The 20102-nt window shown below is 53.2% G+C and carries 19 protein-coding genes and 1 tRNA gene; 11 read left to right on the top strand and 9 right to left on the bottom strand.

What is annotated here, in order from left to right:
- The first annotated feature begins 1 nt into the window (after window position 1).
- Together EDD53_RS03330 and EDD53_RS03325 are read left to right on the top strand one after the other, a co-directional pair.
- On the top strand, window positions 2-442 hold the full coding sequence (locus EDD53_RS03330; protein WP_123791767.1) for a TrgA family protein: 441 nt from the start codon (window positions 2-4) through the stop codon (window positions 440-442).
- Window positions 439-1290 (top strand): NUDIX domain-containing protein, encoded by an 852-nt coding sequence (locus EDD53_RS03325; protein WP_170162669.1) that lies wholly within the window; start codon window positions 439-441, stop codon window positions 1288-1290. The genes EDD53_RS03330 and EDD53_RS03325 overlap by 4 nt, the downstream gene beginning before the upstream one ends.
- Before the next feature lie 73 nt (window positions 1291-1363).
- Here EDD53_RS03325 and EDD53_RS03320 read toward each other — a convergent pair whose 3' ends face one another.
- From EDD53_RS03320 to cobA, 3 genes are all read right to left on the bottom strand, one after another.
- Window positions 1364-2581 carry an MFS transporter gene (locus tag EDD53_RS03320; RefSeq protein WP_123791765.1) on the bottom strand — a complete coding sequence of 406 codons (1218 nt, stop codon included), beginning with the start codon at window positions 2579-2581 and terminating at the stop codon, window positions 1364-1366.
- Window positions 2582-2689: 108 nt separating this feature from the next.
- Entirely contained in the window at window positions 2690-3997 is a 1308-nt protein-coding gene (locus tag EDD53_RS03315) for a cobyrinic acid a,c-diamide synthase CobB (protein ID WP_123791764.1), read from the bottom strand.
- A complete protein-coding gene (gene cobA, locus EDD53_RS03310; RefSeq protein ID WP_123791763.1) occupies window positions 3994-4854 on the bottom strand; it encodes a uroporphyrinogen-III C-methyltransferase in 861 nt (286 codons plus the stop codon). The genes EDD53_RS03315 and cobA overlap by 4 nt, the downstream gene beginning before the upstream one ends.
- Before the next feature lie 114 nt (window positions 4855-4968).
- On the opposite strand from cobA, the gene EDD53_RS03305 reads away from it, so the two are divergent.
- The 5 genes from EDD53_RS03305 (at window position 4969) to EDD53_RS03285 (ending at window position 9228) form a co-directional block, all read left to right on the top strand.
- A complete protein-coding gene (locus EDD53_RS03305; RefSeq protein ID WP_123791762.1) occupies window positions 4969-6024 on the top strand; it encodes a cobalt-precorrin-5B (C(1))-methyltransferase in 1056 nt (351 codons plus the stop codon).
- Window positions 6025-6036: 12 nt separating this feature from the next.
- The gene (locus tag EDD53_RS03300; RefSeq protein WP_123791761.1) at window positions 6037-6771 is read left to right on the top strand and encodes a cobalt-precorrin-6A reductase; all 735 of its coding nucleotides are present in this window, start codon (window positions 6037-6039) and stop codon (window positions 6769-6771) included.
- Window positions 6759-7415 carry a DNA-3-methyladenine glycosylase family protein gene (locus EDD53_RS03295; RefSeq protein WP_123791760.1) on the top strand — a complete coding sequence of 219 codons (657 nt, stop codon included), beginning with the start codon at window positions 6759-6761 and terminating at the stop codon, window positions 7413-7415. The genes EDD53_RS03300 and EDD53_RS03295 overlap by 13 nt, the downstream gene beginning before the upstream one ends.
- On the top strand, window positions 7412-8080 hold the full coding sequence (locus EDD53_RS03290) for an alpha/beta hydrolase (RefSeq protein ID WP_425464046.1): 669 nt from the start codon (window positions 7412-7414) through the stop codon (window positions 8078-8080). The genes EDD53_RS03295 and EDD53_RS03290 overlap by 4 nt, the downstream gene beginning before the upstream one ends.
- A 563-nt stretch (window positions 8081-8643) precedes the next feature.
- Window positions 8644-9228, top strand: coding sequence for an HNH endonuclease (locus tag EDD53_RS03285; RefSeq protein ID WP_123791758.1), 585 nt, complete (start codon window positions 8644-8646; stop codon window positions 9226-9228).
- 7 nt (window positions 9229-9235) lie between these two features.
- On the opposite strand, the gene EDD53_RS03280 is transcribed toward EDD53_RS03285, so the two are convergent.
- Window positions 9236-10195, bottom strand: a complete 960-nt coding sequence (locus EDD53_RS03280) for a radical SAM protein (RefSeq protein WP_123791757.1) — start codon at window positions 10193-10195, stop codon at window positions 9236-9238.
- 306 nt (window positions 10196-10501) lie between these two features.
- Here EDD53_RS03280 and zwf point away from each other — a divergent pair, with 306 nt between their 5' ends.
- From zwf to pgi, 3 genes are all read left to right on the top strand, one after another.
- Window positions 10502-11953, top strand: coding sequence for a glucose-6-phosphate dehydrogenase (zwf, locus tag EDD53_RS03275; RefSeq protein ID WP_123791756.1), 1452 nt, complete (start codon window positions 10502-10504; stop codon window positions 11951-11953).
- Complete coding sequence (gene pgl / locus EDD53_RS03270) at window positions 11950-12621, top strand: 6-phosphogluconolactonase (RefSeq protein WP_123791755.1); 672 nt, start codon at window positions 11950-11952, stop codon at window positions 12619-12621. Before zwf ends, pgl begins: the two co-directional genes overlap by 4 nt.
- 110 nt (window positions 12622-12731) lie before the next feature.
- A complete protein-coding gene (pgi, locus tag EDD53_RS03265) occupies window positions 12732-14348 on the top strand; it encodes a glucose-6-phosphate isomerase (protein WP_123791754.1) in 1617 nt (538 codons plus the stop codon).
- Between the two features lie 128 nt (window positions 14349-14476).
- Here pgi and EDD53_RS03260 read toward each other — a convergent pair.
- The 5 genes from EDD53_RS03260 to EDD53_RS03240 all read right to left on the bottom strand — a co-directional run bounded on the left by EDD53_RS03260 (window position 14477) and on the right by EDD53_RS03240 (window position 18654).
- Window positions 14477-14550, bottom strand: a tRNA-Gly gene (locus EDD53_RS03260).
- Window positions 14551-14626: 76 nt separating this feature from the next.
- A complete protein-coding gene (locus EDD53_RS03255) occupies window positions 14627-16672 on the bottom strand; it encodes an ASKHA domain-containing protein (protein WP_123791753.1) in 2046 nt (681 codons plus the stop codon).
- Window positions 16673-16692: 20 nt separating this feature from the next.
- Entirely contained in the window at window positions 16693-17259 is a 567-nt protein-coding gene (locus EDD53_RS03250) for a pseudouridine synthase (protein WP_123791752.1), read from the bottom strand.
- A gap of 32 nt (window positions 17260-17291) precedes the next feature.
- Window positions 17292-18278, bottom strand: a complete 987-nt coding sequence (locus EDD53_RS03245) for a methyltetrahydrofolate cobalamin methyltransferase (protein WP_123791751.1) — start codon at window positions 18276-18278, stop codon at window positions 17292-17294.
- 70 nt (window positions 18279-18348) lie between these two features.
- On the bottom strand, window positions 18349-18654 hold the full coding sequence (locus tag EDD53_RS03240; protein WP_123791750.1) for a virulence factor: 306 nt from the start codon (window positions 18652-18654) through the stop codon (window positions 18349-18351).
- Between the two features lie 250 nt (window positions 18655-18904).
- Here EDD53_RS03240 and EDD53_RS03235 point away from each other — a divergent pair, with 250 nt between their 5' ends.
- Window positions 18905-20017: a Ppx/GppA phosphatase family protein gene (locus EDD53_RS03235; protein ID WP_123791749.1), complete on the top strand. Its 1113-nt coding sequence runs from the start codon at window positions 18905-18907 to the stop codon at window positions 20015-20017.
- Window positions 20018-20102 lie beyond the last annotated feature (85 nt).

The raw sequence follows: 20102 nt of genomic DNA, 5'->3' as shown, positions 1-20102 counted from the left end.
TATGCCCACAGCCCCAAAACTTGTCGCCGCACTCTGGTTCGCAGCTCTGGCGTGGTTTTGTGCTGGGATGGTGACAAGATATCTGCCAGAAGGCACGCAGCTGGGCCATTTTGCATTGATTTCAGCAGGTTTTGGCGGCTTGGTCGGCTGGACTTTCCTAGGGCGGCGCGCGGGCGATACAATGCGCGCGGCCTTGGGGTATGGGCTCACCGCTGTGGCTTTAACTGTGTTTTACTGTCTGTTCTATTTTTCAGCCGAAAAGATGGTGCAGCGGTCGTTGAACAACCGATACGATGGCCCAATGGATGCAGTGGTTAGTGTTGTTGAGCTGATGGGTGAGTATTTGATTTTGGTTGCTAAAATTGATGTCATCCTTGTGTTGCTGATCGGCGGGCTTTTTGGCGGGTGGTTGGTTGAAAAGGTTGGGCGAAAATGGTCATGACATCGGTTTTCACGGCGCTGGCTGATAGATTTTCCGATGACGAGCTGACTTACCTTGAAACAGTGCTCGCAGGGCCAGAACCCTTTTTAACGCCTGAGTTTATCAAAGAGGCAGCGCATGAAATATTGCTCTACCGCGCTTTTGAACCCGCAGAACAGGTGGCCAAGCGCCGCCACGTTATTTGTGTGCGTGCCGATACACGCTTGCGTGCAAAAGCGGGGCGCGCTTTGGGGCAGGGTGGTGTGAGGCGCAGTCAGTTTTCCGCGCAGGATGTCAAGGTAACTGGGCGCCAAATGCCCTATTCCAAGTTCTTTGGCCTTGAAGATATACAGTTTTCCCATCCGAAATATACAGGCGGCTATTCTGACACAGTGGATCGCGCCACCTTTGTTATGGCGGATGCAGTGACTGTTTTGCCCTATGATCCCAAGCGCCAAAGGGTGCTGGTGGTCGAACAGTTTCGTGCAGCGCCCTATGTGCGCGGCGATCAAAAACCATGGATATTGGAACCCATCGCAGGGCGCATTGATCCAGGCGAAACACCTGAAAGCACGGCACATCGCGAAGCGATAGAAGAAGCGAATATTACATTTTCCAAATTGCACTGCGTCAGTGGATATTACCCATCTCCAGGGGCTGCGACGGAATATATTTGGTCCTATGTTGGTATCGCAGATTTGCCCGACGACTGCGTTGGCGTCAGTGGCTTAGAAACAGAAGATGAGGATATCGCCAGTCAACTCATAAGCGTTGATGATTTTCTCGATTTGGCCGATCAAGGCGCATTGGACACAGGGCCATTGATGGTGACAGCCCTGTGGTTGGCGCGCCATAAAGACCGCCTATAGGGCTTTGAGAGGCGTGGATTGCGCCCGTGCCTGTGCTAGTGTCAGTGTGCCCGTGCCCGTGCCTGTGCTTGTGTCAGTCTTCTTTCGGTCTGAGCCACAGCCAGATCAATGCAGCACCAGCCAGCGTTAAAAACGGGATCATCGCAATGTTAACAGCGCTCCACCCATTTTGCGCTGTGCCGCCTGAACAATTCATCAAACCGCCAGAGGCAAGCGAGGCAAATGTCACGCCGCCGAAGACCAACAGATCATTCATGCCCTGTACGCGTCCACGTTCAGCGGGTGTATGGGCTGCCGATAGCATGGCTGTCGCCCCGATAAAGCCAAAGTTCCAACCAACGCCCAGCAAGATCAAAGCGATAAAGAAGTTTTCCAAAGTCACGCCTGACAGGGCGACACCGCCTGCGACAGCCAAGATCACAAGACCGATGGCCATGATTTTCTCAACGCCGAACCGTGCAATCAAGCTGCCCGTGAAAAACGATGGAATGAACATCGCGAGCACGTGGAAAGACACCACGTCGGCTGCATTATTTTGCGTAAAGCCGCAGCCAACAACCGCCAAAGGCGTGGCGGTCATAACCAAATTCATCAAAGCGTAAGACACCATGCCAACGATAATTGCCACAGCGATACGAGGGGTTTTTAACAGTTCCAATTTGCTGCGACCAAGGCTTTCACCTTCTTTCGGCGCAGGCGGCTTGGGAATGTCGATAAAGAGGAACAAGGCTGAACCTAAGACATTTATCGCGATCACGGCCAAATAGGTGCCCAGAAATGGGACCACCATGGATTGCGCAGTCAGTTTGACAAGTTGCGGACCGATGATGGCCGACGCCAATCCGCCTGCCATAACATAAGAAATGGCCTTGGGACGAAAGGCTTCAGAGGCCGTATCCGTGGCGGCAAAGCGAAAGAAGCCTTGCGAGGATTGATAGATGCCTGTGAAAAGTCCTCCCAAGACAAACAGCCAAAAGTTTTGTTGCAACAGGGCGATTGCGCCAATGGCTGCGCCCAAAGCCCCTGCGCCAGCCCCAATGAAAAATCCAATCCTGCGCCCGTATTTTTGCATGATGTTGGACATGGGCGTGGCCGATAACATAGATCCCAGCACTGTGGCGGTGATCGGCAAGGTGGCAAAACAAATATTTGAGGCCAATGACTGACCTGCAAGCCCTGCAATCGTGAAAATCATCGCCATTTGGGCGCCCAAAAACGCTTGGGCTGCGACAAGAATAAAGACATTGCGCTTGGCGCGTGCATGGTTTGCAGCTGTGCTCAGATCAGTCATTCTAAAACTTCTTTTGACAAAATATATTAGACCCATGGTTTAAGGGCATTTGCAGAAAAATACATGTCAGTTTTTGTGCGCAGGGCATCACGATTTTTGATCAGTTTGTTAAGGCTCAGTCCGTTCAGCCGTGCCGCGATCAATGAGATGCATGAATGATCCTGAGACCGATCCGTCAACCAATCCTGTATCGGGCAAGTCTTTGTCCATTGCATCCGTTACGCTGAACAATGGCTGACCTTTGGCACTTACGGTCGTCGCGTAATGAAACTCATGCGCTTTCCAATGGCCGTGAAACATAGGCGTGTGCGCGGTCAGATTGCGATAACCCAAATGCAACTTGCGGGTTTGGAAAGATGTTTCCAGACCCAAAAGTCCCGCCATTTCATGCCTGTGGCCGTCTGCGTCGATCAATCCTGCGCCCAAAACCATATAGCCGCCGCATTCGCCGTAAATCTGGGCTTGGGTGGCGGCTGCGCGCAGCCCTTGTAAAAACCGAGTGTTCCCAGCCAAGGCCCCTGCGTGAAGTTCGGGGTATCCTCCTGGCAAATAGACAAAATCAGCAGGTGCAGGCGCTTGATCAGCGAGGGGCGAAAAGAAGGATAATTCCGCGCCCTGCGCCTGCCAATCGGCCAAAATATGAGGATAGGCAAAGGCAAAGGCTTGGTCTTGGGCGATGGCGATCTTTTGCGCGGGTGGGGCAAGGCGCTGTGGGGGTTGGCCTTGGGGGATTTCCGAGCACAGCGACAAAAGGGCGTCGATATCCACATGTGCTTCCACACAATCCGCAGCCTGATCAAGAAAATCCTCAAGATCACTGCGCTCATGCGCTTGCACCAATCCCAAATGACGATCTGGATGGGCAAGCGTGTTATCACGCGGCACCGCCCCCAAAACGGGCAAACCCACAGGGGCCAAAGCGCGGCGCAACATCTGCGCATGGCGCGGTGATCCGACCTTGTTTAAGATAACGCCTGCGATCTTTACGTTTGGATCATGACGGGCAAACCCCGCCAAAACGGGTGCGATGCTTTGCGCCATTCGTGAGGCATCAACAACCAATACCACGGGGCAGTTAAACAAACGGGCCAAATCGGCGCTGGCGCCTTTCCCATCACGCGCAGGGTCAATGTGCCCAGCGCCATCAAACAGGCCCATCGCGCCTTCGATCAGGACTGTATCTTCGCCGTCTTGTGCAAGACTGTGTAGCCGATCAGGCCCCATCGCCCAAGCATCCAAGTTAAAACAGGTCTGGCCACAGGCAGCTTCGTGAAAGCGGGGGTCGATGTAATCAGGGCCAGATTTCGCGCCCCGCACAGGGAGTGCGCGGCGTGCGAGGGCGCGCAGCAAGCCCAGCGTGATCGTGGTTTTGCCCGACCCAGAACTGGGCGCAGCTATCACGATAGCACGGCTCAATCACGCACCTCAGCAGGTTTGCCGCGCCCCAATGGATCAAGATTGCGAGGCTGTTCGCCACGCATCAAAGCCTGCCAGTCTAGGACTTGGCGCATCAAAACAGCACGCCCGACACAGATAATCGCAGGCGGTCCCATTTCGGTTTTGGCAATGTCATCAAGCATCTGCCCCAAAGTTGTTTCCAGCACCTTTTGGTTTGGCGTGGTGGCTTGCGATACGATTGCGACAGGTTCATCTGCGGCGCGCCCAGCGCCCATAAGGCCCGCGCGAATGGAAGGGGCATGTTTCATGCCCATGTAGATCACCAAAACGCCTGAGGATCGCGACAGGGCATCCCAATCCAGTGTTTTTGTGGCTTCCCCCGTTTGATCGTGCCCTGTGACAAAGGTCACAGCTTGGTTCACATCGCGGTGGGTCACAGGGATGCCCGCATAGGCCAAGCCGCCGATACCAGCCGAAATACCCGGCACAATGCGCACTGGCACACCGTGTTGGATCAATGTTTGCGCTTCTTCACCGCCACGTCCAAAGACAAATGGATCGCCGCCTTTCAGGCGTAAGACGCGTTTGCCTTGCTGTGCCAAATCCACCAGCGTCAGCGATATATCGACCTGCTTGGCCGAAGGCTTACCGCCACGTTTTCCCGCGTAAATCTTTTCCGCCTCAGGGCGTGCCCAATCCAAAATTTCAGGCGCGACCAGAGCATCATAGACTATGACATCTGCTTGGCGCAGAGCGTTCACAGCGTGCAGTGTCATCAGACCCGGATCGCCGGGGCCTGCGCCGCACAGCCAGACCCAGCCAGCTTCGATACTGGGCCAATTTTCATTTGGGAGTGTGAGTGTTGATTCTTCCATAGCTGATTTATGACGCAGAGCACGACAAGGTAAAAGGGATCAGCGTCTTTCTCGCGCGTTTTGCAAAATAAAACGCATAGCCTTTCCATGCTGGGCTGTTTTATAGTCACATCTATGAGTGATGCATCCAAACCTTTGCGCCGTGGTTGGACCACAGGGGCCTGTGCCACAGCCGCCACCCGCGCGGCCTTGATGGCGCTTTGGGGCGAAGGCTTTCCCGTCAAAGCGCGTATTACATTGCCCAAAGGTGAACGGCCCGAGTTTGCTATATCCTATCAGGCTTGCGGAAGCGATTGGGCCGAAGCGGGCATTATTAAAGACGCAGGCGATGATCCTGATGTCACCCATGGGGCCGAAATTCGCGCCCATGTACGCGCCTCATCTGGGGGCGTTATTTTTAAAGCTGGGGCAGGGGTTGGCACTGTGACCAAAGCTGGGCTGCCGATCGGTGTGGGGGAACCTGCGATCAACCCTGTGCCGCGCGATATGATGACCGCTCAGGTGGTCGAAATGGCCAAGCGCTTGGGGCAATCTCCAGATGTTGAAATCACCATTTCCATTCCTGATGGCGAAAGCATTGCTGCAAAAACATGGAACCCGCGCCTTGGCATTGTCGGCGGCCTGTCGGTTTTGGGCACCACTGGGGTTGTTCGGCCCTTTTCTTGCGCGGCTTGGATCGCATCAATCCATCGCGGTATTGATGTGGCGCGCGCTGAAGGTCTAACACATGTGTCAGGCTGCACAGGCGCAACATCCGAGCGCACTGTGCAAGCCCATCATAAGTTGCCAGATGCGGCCATGTTGGACATGGGGGATTTCGTCGGCGGCATGTTGAAATATCTCGTGAAGCATCCCGTAGACCGCGTGACCATCGGCGGGGGTATTGGCAAAATTGCAAAGCTCGCCCAAGGAGAGATGGATTTACATTCCAAACGTGGCCAAGTTGATTTGCAGTTTTGGGCCGATACGCTTGACTTGCCCGCGCTTGCCCATGCCAATACAGCCCTTGAAGCCAGCCAGATTGCAGGGGCAGTTTTCGCGCAAACCGTAGCGCAAAAAGCCTTAGAAACCGTGCAAGCGCGGTTTTTGGAAGCGGCTGACGGGCGTAAAATCACCTATGATATCATCGTTATTGACCGCGCTGGTGCAATTCTCGCCAGCGCTTCTTAGAAAGATCTTCCTATGATACTTCTTTTGGCCGGCACGGCTGAGGCGCGCAATCTCGCCAGTTATCTTACTGATGCAGGGATCGATTGTATCGCTTCCTTGGCTGGGGCGACGCGCAACCCTGCGGATTTGGCTGTGCCGACACGCCATGGTGGATTTGGTGGGGCTGACGGATTTTGTGCCTTTCTTGAGGCCGAAAATATCACGGCTGTAATCGATGCAACGCATCCTTTTGCCGAAAAAATCACCGCACGTACGGCGCAAATTTGCAAGGCGCGTGATCTGCCATATTTGCGGTTTGAACGCGCGCAGTGGATTTCGCGCACGGGCGATGCTTGGCATCGCGCTGACAGTTACGCCGATTTAGATCGGCTTATTCCTAAATCTGCACGTGTGTTCGTGGCCACTGGACGCCAAAGTTTGGCTCACTATGCGGATCTGCAAGACCGCCATCTTATGTGCCGTGTGATTGATGCGCCTGACGCGGATTTTCCTTATCCCAATGGCGAATGGATTGTCGGACGTCCGCCTTTTTCACAAGACAGTGAAATGGCCCTGTTTCAAAAGCTAAAACCCGATTGGCTGGTGGTGAAAAATTCAGGCGGTGCCTCCGGCAAAACCAAACTGGCTGCAGCGCGCGCTTTGGGTATTCAGGTGGCAATGATGACACGCCCGAAGGAGCCTATCGGAATTGAGCGGCGAGAACAGATTTGCGATGCCTTGGACTGGGCCGAACAATGGGGCGGCTAGCGGGGGCTGAGGAAACTGGCCCCAGTCCCATCACCTGTCAGGCGGATGTGGATCGCGCGGCAGAGCGGCTCGCAGGTTTGGTGCCACAATTTTGCAAAGCATATGCACTAACGGGGCCGCTTCCTTTGCGCCTGCGCAAGGATGGTTTCGGCGAACTGGCCTCAGCCATCGTCAGCCAACAGGTTTCAGTTGCCTCAGCAAATGCCATTTGGGCGCGGGTCTGTGCGGCAGGCTATGATCGCCCTGCGCCTATCATTGAGGCCAGTGATGACGCCCTGCGCGCTTGCGGCTTGTCGCGCCCAAAGGTCAAATATTTGCGGGCCTTGGCTGAGGCAAATATTGATTTTATCGCCTTGCGTTCGGCCTCAACCGATGAGGTGATCGACAGGTTAACCCAAGTCAAAGGAATCGGGCGTTGGACTGCTGAAATATACGCTAAGTTTTCGCTGGGTCACGCAGATGTCTTTGCGGCCAATGATTTAGCGCTGCAAGAAGGCGCACGCCTTTTGTTTGAACTGCCACAACGGCCCACAGAAAAACAGATGCGCCTGATGGCTGAAGACTGGGCCCCCGATAGGTCTGTTGCAGCGCGGCTTTTATGGGCCTATTACCATGTTGAGAAAACCCGTGAAGGAATAAGATAATGTCCGTGCTTGAGCATAAAATCAAAGAAAGCCATTCAGGATCAGCCCATTCTGTTGTGGTGTTTTTGCATGGCTATGGTGCCAATGGCGAAGACCTATTGGGCCTTGCTGAACCGATGGCCGAACATATGCCTGATACGGTGTTTTATGCGCCCGATGCGCCAGAACAATGTATTGGCAATCCGATGGGATTTCAGTGGTTTCCCATTCCTTGGATTGATGGATCATCCGAAGAAGAAGCCCGCGCAGGTATGGAGCGCGCCTCAGCCGAATTGAATGCCTATTTGGATGACATTTTGGTGGATCTGGATCTTGAGCCTGAAAACATGGCCATCGTCGGCTTTTCGCAAGGGACCATGATGGCGCTGCATGTGGCGCCGCGCCGCGAAGATGCTGTTTCAGGTGTGGTTGGTTTTTCAGGGCGCCTGTTGGAACCCGAAATGCTAAGTGATGAATTGCGCGTCAGGATGCCCGTTTTTCTGGCGCATGGCGATCAAGACGATGTTGTGCCACCCCAGTCTTTGCCAGCTGCAGTGCAAGCTTTGGAAACCGCTGGGTTTGAGAAAGTATATGCCCATGTGATGGAAGGCACCGCTCATGGAATCGATCCCGATGGGCTGTCTATGGCTTTGGCCTTCTTGCGTGAACAGCTTGGCTACGAATAAAAGCGGGTTTTAACGGGTTTTATCGGCTAGAAATGGCTGGTAATTCACTCTTATTGGCGAAATTTAGGCAATCTTTAGATATTTGTTGGAAAACTGTCAGAACCGCTTGACCTGCTTCATCTAATTGTTACGGTTCAGTTAAGAACACGTTTTGGAGGACTGTCCTATGGAATTGATTTTTGCTTTTGGCGCCGCCGCAGCTTTGGTTTTGGCTGGCCTGTCATTTCTGCCGCAGCCTCAGCCACGCGCAGTTCGCGTGCGCGCCGAAAACAAGCGCCGCCTGTAAGCGCCACACAGTTATGCGACGCAGCACATGCTGCGCCACTGTACCAATAGTTTCAAAAGGTCGCTCGATAGGGCGGCCTTTTTCTTTGCGATATTGATGAAATGAAAAGCGTCATAGCACTGTCATTTTACATTGATATAGCAGGGACAGCACTTTGGCAGATAGAGGGTATTGCCACCTGTTGGCCGCTATATATAGTAAATGTTAAGTTGAGAGGTCCAGGCCTTTGACTGGTCGCGATCCAGCTTGATGATTGACGTTGCAGATGGAAATTGAAATGGACAGTGAGTTTAGGACAGAATTTGTAAGAGAACCAAATGCGCGAAAAATGCATCCTGCTCTGGTGCTGAATGCGGATTACAGGCCCTTGTCCTACTATCCTTTATCCCTGTGGCCATGGCAGGAAGCGATCAAGGCAGTTTGGTTGGACCGCGTTGATATTGTTGCAGAATATGATCAGACGGTACGCAGTCCGCGACATGAAATAAAAATCCCTTCTGTTGTCGTTCTCAAAGACTATGTCAAACCTCAAAAGCGCGTGGCCTTCACGCGCTTTAATTTGTTTTTACGGGACGAATTTTGCTGCCAATACTGTGGGTCCAAGGGCAATTTGACCTTTGATCACGTCATTCCGCGCGCCCGTGGGGGAATCACCTCATGGGAAAATGTAGTGGCAGCCTGTCAGAAATGTAATTTGCGCAAAGGTTCGAAATCCCTGCGGCAAATCGGTATGACCTTGCGTAAAACGCCGCGCGCGCCTGAAAATTCGCAATTGCACAATGTTGGGCGCAAGTTTCCACCCAACCACCTACATGAAAGCTGGATCGATTTTCTCTATTGGGATTCAGAACTGGAAGCCTAAGGCGACTCTACGCAGAACAAGACGCCCCGCCGAGCACGCAGAATTTCGCGCAATGGGGATGGTTTAAGGCCACATCTTTTTGCGCTTCCTTCAATGTCACCCCAAGGTCGAATTGACGGTCATAGGGCAGCAAAGTACAGGCAGCCACGGAGGGGGCTTCGCCTTTGCGCTTCACGACCATCCGCGAAGAGGCACACATCACACTGTCGGGCGATTTGTCTAAAATACCCCAACACTCTGTGGTGATTTCAGGCACCTCAACACGGGCATCCATTTCAGGAAAAATCACTGTTATTGCAGGGTTTTGCGCGTCGATCTTATAGTTGCGGGCACGGTATAGATCTGCAAATCCGCTGCGCGCCTCTGCATCAGTTTCATGCCACAAAGATCGTGCAGCCACAGCCATCGAAATACCCGCATCGCGCAGCCAATCCATACCGTCTAATGTGCGACTAAAGCTGCCAAGCCCGCGCATTTCGTCATGGTTTTCTTGCGACCAGTGATCCAATGAGATCCGCAGGGTCAGCTTGTTGGGAAATTCCCTATTCAAAGCCACAAGGCCCGCCTGAACAGCGGGGCGTTGCATGGGCTGCATGGCATTGGTCAGGATCAACACCTCATAGCCACGCGCCAAAGCAGCGCGTGTCATATCAATCATATCGGGGTTCATAAACGGTTCGCCGCCAGTAAAGGCGATTTCGCGCAAATCCCAGTCTAGGCCCTCCAGTTCATCCAAATAGGCGGTGACTTCTTCGGTGGTGATGTAAACCAAGGCATCGTTTTTGGGTGAACTGTCGATATAGCAATTGACGCATGTGATATTGCAAAGGGTGCCCGTGTTGAACCAAAGCGTTTGTGGATTGGTCAAAGCCACGGTCGCGCGTTTTTCACCCTTGGCTGTCACATTTGGATTGATGAATTTTTCACCATGTGGCCAAGAAGGATGTGCTGCATCGAAGTCTTTCATAGATCCACCCGTTGAGGTTCATTTTAACTGTGGTATGCGTTTGTAATGCCATAGAAAAGGCGGTTTTGCCTATGCCACGCCATCGTTATCGTATTCATAAGAGCAGACCTTGGCCTAAAGTCAGGCAAAAATCCAATCACTTTGGCTGACGAAATGGAAAACGGATGCTAGACTTTGCGCAAATGCATCATTAAACCCGCATTTAACATGGGCGCGTTAGCGCTAACGAACTACAGCACAGCAGATCGCTTGCACAAAGCGTGACGCAGGAAAACAGCGCTCTGCTGCGCACAAAAGGAGAAGCACATGGCCTCACGGGTTATTCCTGTCGACGATTTCGATCTGGTCATCTTTGGTGGCACAGGCGATTTGGCACGCCGCAAAATTTTGCCAGGCCTGTACCGCCGCTACTGTTCGGGTCAGATGCCTGCGGATGCGCGTATCATCGGGGCCGCACGGTCTGATTTTGGCACAGCTGAGTTCCGCGATATGGTGCGCGATGCCATCAATGAGTTCTCGCAAAAGAACGACTGCGATGAGAATAAAATCGAACAGTTTTTAGGCCAATTGCACTATGTGACCATCGACGCCAAAGGTGAAGATGGATGGGCCGAGCTGAAAGGCCTCATGCGTGATGGGGTGGTCAAATCCTTTTATTTCTCTGTCGCACCAAGTCTGTTTGGTGCGCTTGCAGAGCGTCTGCACACCAATGAGATTTCCGACAAAGACAGCCGTATTGTTGTGGAAAAACCTTTTGGCCGTGATCTCGAAACCGCAAAGGCGTTGAACGCCGATCTTGCGGAGCATTTTGATGAGACCCAGATTTACCGTATCGATCACTATCTTGGCAAAGAAACCGTGCAAAACCTTATGGCTGTGCGCTTTGGCAATATCTTGTTCGAACCATTGTGGAACGCGCAATTTATCGACCACATTCAAATCACTGTGGCGGAAACTGTCGGAGTGGGCGGGCGCGGCGAATATTACGACCGTGCAGGGGCCATGCGCGATATGGTGCAAAACCACCTGATGCAGCTTTTGTGTTTGATCGCAATGGAACCGCCCAGCAAATACGATCCTGATGCTGTGCGTGACGAAAAACTCAAGGTCATCCGTGCCCTTGAACCCATCGCGCCACATCACATTGTGCGCGGCCAATATGACGCGACAGAGACAGAACAATCATACCGCGAAGATGCAGGCGATCCCAAATCGCGCACCGAAAGCTATATCGCGCTGCGCTGCGAAATCGCCAACTGGCGGTGGGCAAACACACCGATCTACATGCGCACAGGTAAAAAACTGAAAGCCCGCGCGTCAGAAATCGCTGTCGTATTCAAAGAAACGCCGCATTCTATTTTCGGCGAAGAGGCAGGCAAACACGCCAATGTGTTGCGTATTCGTTTGCAACCCAATGAGGGTATCACCCTGCAAGTGACGATCAAAGAACCAGGCCCAGGCGGGATGCGTTTGATAGATGTGCCGCTTGATATGTCCTTTGCGGATGCTTTGGGCGACGAAGAGGATGTGCCAGACGCCTACGAACGGCTGATCATGGATGTGATGCGCGGCAACCAAACCTTGTTTATGCGCGGCGATGAAGTCGAAGCTGCATGGGCATGGACGGATCCTTTGATCAACGGTTGGACTGCACGCAATGACGTGCCCAAGTTGTATGATGTTGGGTCTGCGGGGCCAAGCGATGCTGACATGATGTTGAAACGTGAAAAACGTGCATGGCGGGAGATCAAAGAATGAACTTTATCGAATATTCAGACCGCGAAATTCTAATGCTGGAACTGGCGGATGTGATTGCTGGGCAATTGCGCTCAGCCTTGGCGCAATCTGATCGCGCCTCTATGTCTGTGCCTGGTGGCACAACGCCTGGTCCGATTTTTGATACGCTCTCGGGGGTGCATTTGGATTGGGACCGCGTTGATGTGATTTTGAATGATGAACGCTGGGTGCCTGAAACCTCTGATCGCTCCAACACGGCCTTGCTGAAACGGCGTTTGATCACGGGGGCTGCGAGTGCGGCGACTTTGGTTCCACTTTACACAGATACCCCGACACCAGAAGAGGGTTTGGACAGCTTGATGCCAGCGATCGACGCGGCATTGCCATTAGATGTCTTGGTGCTTGGCATGGGCTTGGATATGCATACGGCGAGTCTTTTTCCAGGCGCAGATCAACTTGAACTGGGCCTGTCAGACGCGGCGCCAACTTTGCTTGCGATGCGGGCTCCTGGTGCGCCAGAACCACGTATCACCCTGTCTGCGAAAGCCCTGAAAACCGCTGTTTCAACGCATATTTTGATCACGGGCGATGAAAAACGCTCAGTGGTCGAAAAGGCGCAACACCTGTCCCCAGATGAAGCCCCCATAGCTGCGTTCTTGCGTCATGCTGATGTGCACTGGGCGCCATAAAATCAATACGCAGGGGCGCATTTTGCGTCCTTTCGATCACTTGCTCGTATCCGTTAAGGGCAATTCAACTCTGCCCGAATAAGCAGAAATTACGCCTGAGAGGAAATGAAATGTCCGCAGATTTTTCACATCTAAAAGCCCTTCAAACCGCCCAAGATCAGCGCAAGATTTTGGACCTATTTGCTGCAGACCCTGATCGAGCTGATAGATTTTCAGCGCAGGCTGATGGGCTGTTGTTTGATTACTCGAAAACCAATCTCGATGAAGACCAACGCAGCGGTTTGATTGCTTTGCTGGATGAAACAGGTGTCGGCGCAAAGCGTGACGCAATGTTTGAAGGCAGCGCCATAAATGACACCGAAGGGCGTGCCGTTTTGCACACTGCCTTGCGCAATCTGGATGGCGATGATGTCATGGTTGATGGCAAGGGCGTGATGAAATCTGTGCGTCACACTTTGGCGCGTATGGATGATTTTGCTGATCGCGTCCGCCGCGGCGATATCACTTCATCCGCGGATACGCCTTTCGAAGATGTAGTGAATATCGGCATCGGCGGTTCTGATTTGGGTCCTGTAATGGCCTATGAGGCGTTAAAACCCTATGCCGATGGTCCGCGGTGCCATTTCGTATCCAATGTCGATGGCGCGCATATCCATGACGTGCTTAAAGGGCTTAACCCGCTGACAACGCTTGTGATTGTTGCGTCAAAAACCTTTACCACCATCGAAACGATGACCAATGCCGAAACGGCTAAGTCTTGGTTGATGAAACATGTGGGCAAAGAAGGCATTTCCAGTCATTTCGCAGCGCTATCAACTGCGCGCGATAAAACCGCCGCCTTTGGCATTGATCCCGATTTGGTTTTTGGTTTCGAAGACTGGGTTGGCGGGCGCTATTCCGTTTGGGGGCCTATTGGCCTGCCTTTGATGCTTGCGATTGGACCTCAAGATTTCGCACAGTTTTTGCGTGGCGCCCAAGCCATGGATCAGCATTTCAAAACCGCCCCATGGGATGAAAACCTGCCAGCGCTTTTGGCTTTGACTGGGATTTGGCACAACCAAGTCTGCGGCTATGCAACGCGCGCGGTCTTGCCTTATGAGCAACGTCTGGTGCGTCTGCCTGCTTATTTGCAGCAGCTGGAAATGGAAAGTAACGGCAAGCGCGTGTCTATGGATGGTCAGGAATTGCCTTATCATTCAGGCCCTGTTGTCTGGGGTGAGCCTGGCACCAATGGCCAACATGCTTTTTACCAGCTGATCCACCAAGGCACGCGCGTTATTCCGTGTGAATTTATGGTGGGCCGTTACGGGCATGAAGCGTCGCTTAAACATCATCACGAACTACTGGTGTCAAACTGTTTGGCCCAATCCGAAGCCCTGCTGCGCGGCCGCACCTTTGAAGAAGCGCGTGCGTTGATGGCCGCAAAAGGCTTTGAAGGGGATGAACTCGATCGCCAAGCACATCACCGTGTGTTCCCGGGCAACCGTCCAACGACGACTTTGGCCTATGACAAGCTGACGCCCTATGTTTTGGGACAGATTGTTGCGCTTTATGAGCACCGTGTCTTCGTTGAAGGCGTTGTTTTGGGCATCAATTCTTTTGATCAATGGGGCGTAGAGCTGGGCAAAGAACTGGCTGTGGCATTGCAACCTGTCTTGGCAGGGGCACAAGATGGTGCAGGCAAAGACGGATCAACCCTGAATTTGGTGAAATTCCTAAAAGTATAACAAATTCAGTCCTGTATGATGTGACCCGTAGAATAACTTCTGCGGGTCTTTTCGTATCGAGCGCGTAAAATCACAGCGCTCGGCAGTATATGGAACCTGAAGCAGCCTGTCTGATGTTTTGGAAAGTCTGGAGCGGGTAACGAGAATTGAACTCGTAACTAAAGCTTGGGAAGCTGCCGTGATACCTTTTCACCATACCCGCTCATTTGGTTTCATTACGGCGTCAAAGGGCAGGCGTCAAGCGGTGGAACGCCTGCGACACCGCCCTGACGATAAGATTATCCGCGCCGTCTGCGCCCACGTCCACGTGCGCCGTCTAATCCGCCTGAATTAAAGGATGGATCGGGCAGGGGCACAATGGCACGCAGGCCCGAAAACGGCGCTGTCGCATGAGGAATAGCATTGGCCGCAACAAAATGTTCTTGGAAACGCGGCTCAATCGCTGTTTCGACTTTGGTGATTTTATGCACTAAGTCTTCGACCTCGCGGCGTGCTGCGACGTTCAAAAGTGCGATTTGCGCGCCAGTGCCCGCCGCATTGCCTGCGGATGTCACATGTTCCAAAGCGCAATCGGGGATCATGCCCAAAACCATCGCGTGCTTTGGCGAAATATGAGCGCCAAAAGCGCCCGCAAGCACCACGCGGTCAACGCTATCAGTGCCAAATTCATCCATCAGCAAACGCGCCCCTGCATAAAGGGCGGATTTCGCCAATTGAATGGCACGAATATCGCCTTGGGTGACTTCTACAACAGGGCCGCCCGTCTCGGACCCATCAAAGATAAGGTAGGAATGGGTGCGACCTGTGGGTTTGCTACGCGTGGTACCCGTTTGCTCGGCTGAACCAATCAATCCGCCCGCATCCAACAGTCCAGCGATGCGCATTTCTGCCACGGCTTCGATGATGCCCGATCCGCAAATCCCTGTGACACCTGTTGTCGCAATTTGGGTTGAAAAATCAGGATCGGTTGACCAGAGGTCGCAGCCGATCACTTTGAACCTTGGCTCTTTGGTGATGGGATCAATTTCGACACGTTCGATTGCGCCTGGTGCGGCGCGCTGCCCGCTGGATATCTGCGCCCCTTCAAAGGCAGGCCCCGTGGGCGATGAACAGGCCAGCACGCGGGTTTTATTGCCCAACAAGATTTCGGCATTGGTGCCCACATCGACAATAAGCGTCAGTGGATCAACCTTTTGCGGCGCTTCAGACAGGGCCACGGCCGCGGCATCTGCACCCACATGGCCAGCGATCAAAGGCAGGATATACACTTGGGCATGGGGCGCCAAATTCAGGTCCAAATCCGCAGCCGTGATATCAAGGGCGTTTGATGTGGCCAAAGCAAAGGGGGCTTGGCCCAGGGGAATAGGGTCAAGACCCAGCAACAAGTGATGCATTACGGGGTTCATGACAAAGACGGTTTCAAAAATATCGCTGGTTTCGATGCCTGCTTGTTGGGCCAAATCTTGCGCCAAACCATTCATGGCGTCACGCACGGCCAAGGTCATATCTTTCTCGCCACCCTCGTTCATCATCGCGTAAGACACGCGTGACATAAGGTCTTCGCCGAAACGAATTTGCGGGTTCATCACGCCACCTGACGCTTTGACTTCACCCGTTACCAAATTCGTCAAATGCGCCGCGATGGTGGTTGATCCCAGATCTACCGCGAGACCAAACAGGTTTGGTTCTGTAAAACTGGGCCAGATGCCCACAACTTTGGCCTGACCTGCGCGGGCTGTGTGAATGGCTAAAGTCGCGGTGTTTTTACCGTCTTGCAGGGCTTTTTGCAGTAAGGATAGCTGAGCAAAGGGCAGGGTGACGCCGTGCAGATCAAACTGGGTTTTCAGGGCAATCTGCGTACGTTCCCAATCCCCCGATGGATCATGCATATCGGCTTCAGCCACTTCTACATAGTAAAGCCGCGTGGCTGTATCCATTTCGATGTGGCGGGTCGTGGCCGCTTTGCGCACGACCTGTTTGTGCACTTGGCTTTCTGCTGGCACATCCAGAACGACATCGCCTTGAACACAGGCCTGACAGCCCAAGCGACGACCCGTTTTCAGCCCGCGCACACGATCATAGCGTTCCTCAACGGCGTTGAAATCGGTCAAAGCATCGGTTTTGGCGGTTATCCCATGTTTGGAATGATCGCCATATGATGGCTGGATTTGGCATTTTGAACAGACGCCGCGCCCGCCGCAAACCGAATCCAGATCAACGCCAAGCTGGCGCGCTGCGGCCAATACAGACGTGCCCGCAGGCACGCGCCCCCGTTTGCCTGAGGGCGTAAAGATCACAAGCGGGTCTTGAGATGCATCAGTCATACGGGAGGTACTCTTTTCGACTATTTTAGATCATTCGGATCAAGATCACGCCACGCGCCACTTTCAAGCCCCGCAATGGTCCAAGGGCCGATGGCCACACGGATCAAACGCAAGGTGGGAAAGCCCACATGGGCTGTCATGCGACGCACTTGACGGTTTTTGCCCTCTGAAATTGTCAGTTCAAGCCAGCTATCAGGCACGGATTTTCGGTAGCGCACAGGCGGATTACGTTCCCAAAGCATCTTTGGTTCGGCAATTTTGCGCGCTTTGGCGGGGCGGGTTTTACCGTCTTTCAACTCCACACCGCGGCGCAGGTGATCGATGGCCTCATCGGTCAAATCGCCTTCGACCTGCGCGATATAGGTCTTGGGCATTTTGTTTTTCGGGTTCGATATTTTCGCCTGTAAAGCGCCATCATCTGTGAGCAGTAAAAGCCCTTCGGAATCGCGATCAAGCCGCCCTGCGGGGTAAACCGCGGGCACCTTGACAAATTTCGAAAGTGTCGCGCGCGTGCTGCCTTCGGTGCCTTTGTCGGTGAATTGCGACAAGACATCAAAAGGTTTGTTTAAAGCGATCAGGCGCGACATATCGAATTCCTTTTGCGTATTGAAACCACAGTTTAACGACGACGACGCCCGCCACCACGACGACCACCACCTGCGCCACCAGCGGCGGCTGCCTTGGCGGCATCAGGGTAGGATGTTCCATCTTTCATGGCTTCTAAAATGCGCGCGAAACCGATCCATTGTGTGCCGTCTGGGTCGTGGTTCATCAAAAGATTGGCGGCACGGATGGCTTCCATTTCTTGTGAACGCACGGGGTTCATAATCGCGGAAGTCATGCCAGCGCCGATGGCCATCGGCAAAAAGGCGGCGTTGATCCCATGGCGTTCTGGTAGACCGAATGAGACATTTGAGGCGCCACATGTTGTGTTTACACCCAGTTCTTCGCGCAAGCGGCGTACCAAAGTGAACACCTGCTGACCAGCTGTGCGCATTGCGCCGATCGGCATCACCAAGGGGTCCACCACGATATCATGGGCTGGAATTCCAAAGTCCGCTGCGCGTTCAACAATCTTTTTGGCAACAGCAAAGCGCACATCGGGGTCTTCTGATATACCTGTGTCATCGTTAGAAATCGCCACTACAGGCACGTTGTATTTCTTCACCAATGGCAAAACCAGTTCGAGGCGTTCTTCCTCGCCTGTAACGGAATTCAACAGCGGGCGACCTTCTGAGGCTTCAAGCCCCGCTTCCAAAGCGGCAGGCACAGAGCTGTCGATGCATAAGGGGACATCAACGATCGCTTGCACCCGTGTGATCAATTCGCGCATCAAAGGCGGTTCAACAAAATTGTTGTCAGCATAGCGGGGGTCTTGGGCCATTTTGTTGGAAAAGACAGCGCCGGAATTGATGTCTAAAATCGTGGCACCGCAAAGCACCTGTTCGATAGCATCGCGTTCGACGGTTGAAAAATCATCCAGCTCCAGTTCTGCTGCCAGCTTTTTGCGCCCTGTTGGGTTAATGCGTTCGCCGATCACGCAAAAGGGTTCGTCAAAACCGATGGTGACGGTTTTCGTTTTGCTTTCGATCACAGTGCGGGTCATGTGGGGCGTCCTTATATAATGCTGTGGCCGTTTTGGCCGAATACTGTGGGGGCTGCTACGGCCAGATGCGCTAGGCGTCTGGGGCGCGACCTTCGTTGTCGACATAGGCCTTGAGTGTGGCTTGATCAAAGGCTGCATCGAGTTCAGCGGCTTTCGCATCCGCCGCGGCTTGCAGATCGCCTGTGACGTCGCCGCCTGATACATCGCGCCACTCGGCCATATAGGCATCACCATCTGTCGCACCAATGCGCATGGCAACACGGTCGATTGCTTGTTCGAACCGTTCTGGCAATACAGCGCGTGCGGCTTTTCGACCGCGTCCAACACGCACCTGTGCAGGAATGTCGCGCCAATAAATAAGTGTCAGTTCAGACATAGGGGCCTCGTGAGTATTCAGAATTTTTGGGCCAGTCTTGGCCTTGCTTGCGCAAACTCATAAAGAAATCCGCGTTTCAATACCAGTCACAGCAAGGGTCAGGTGATCGGAATAATTCTCAAGAAGGTTATGAATAATCACGGGTCTCGTCACGTTGGATCACAAACATCGTGAAAGCACATCACAGGCCTTGCAGGGGTTTTGGTTTTGGGCGTAAGATGGGGATAACTCAAAAAGGAGGGCGTGTAATATGGCGCCCAAGCGTCCCACTGGTGCGGTCGCGTTCCCCAAAGCGGTCGAGCATCTCGCACCTGCAAAAGTCGATCCTGCGCAGCTCTATGCGGCGCTGGACCTTGGTACAAATTCGTGCCGCATGTTGATTGCCCAACCCAAAGGCAGTCAGTTTCATGTGGTTGATAGTTTTTCAAAATCCGTCCAGCTTGGCGCGGGATTGGAAAAGTCTGGCCGTTTGTCCAGATCGTCGATTTCTCGCACGATACAAGCGCTAAAAGTCTGCCGTAAAAAGCTGGAAAAGCATGAAGTGAAACACATGCGTCTGGTGGCGACAGAAGCCTGCCGTCGTGCACGCAATTCGCGTGATTTTCTGCGTGCAGTGCGCCGCGAAGTGGGGATCGAACTCGAAATCATCAAACCCGAAGAAGAAGCGCGCTTGGCCGTCATTTCTTGCGCGCCATTGGTGTCGACAAAAACCGAACAGCTTTTGGTGGTGGATATTGGCGGCGGGTCTACGGAATTGGTCTGGATCGATTTGTCATCCGTGCCGCCGATTGAACGCCCACGTGCGATCATGCGTCTGCACCGAGGCTTCCAAAACGCCGACAGTCCTTTTCCACATGCGAAAGTCGTGGATTGGATTTCGGTGCCTTTGGGTGTCGCCACGCTCAAAGATCAATTCAACGATGTGGATGACGATTCCGCACGCTTTGCACTGATGTCGTGGTTGTTCGAAGAAAAACTGGCCAGCTTTGCGCCCTATGCCAATGATGCCTGCCGCGAAGGATTTCAGATCATTGGCACGTCGGGCACGGTGACCACTGTTGCGGCGTCGCATTTAGGATTGCGCAGATATGACCGCAACAAAGTTGACGGGTTGCGTATGACCTCTGAGCAGATTGATAAAGTGATCCGCAATTACCTGAGCTTGGGTCCAGAAGGGCGCCGCCGTGATCCGCGCATTGGTCGCGACCGTCAAGATTTGATCATGTCTGGTTCGGCGATCTTGCAAGCTTTGCTGCGCATCTGGCCAACTGACCGTCTTTCGGTTGCGGATCGTGGTTTGCGCGAAGGCTTGCTTTATGCTCAGATGAGCGTGGATGGCGTTTTGGAAGATACGGTTCCTTAACCTAGAGGTCCTTAACGTACTTAGCAGCGCTGATATAATTTGCAGCGCTGATATAATTCTAAAGTTAACTTAAAACGTAAAAAGC

The sequence above is a fragment of the Pacificibacter maritimus genome (assembly GCF_003814915.1).
GTDB lineage: Bacteria > Pseudomonadota > Alphaproteobacteria > Rhodobacterales > Rhodobacteraceae > Celeribacter > Celeribacter maritimus.
This window is presented reverse-complemented; position numbering and strand designations above follow the sequence as displayed.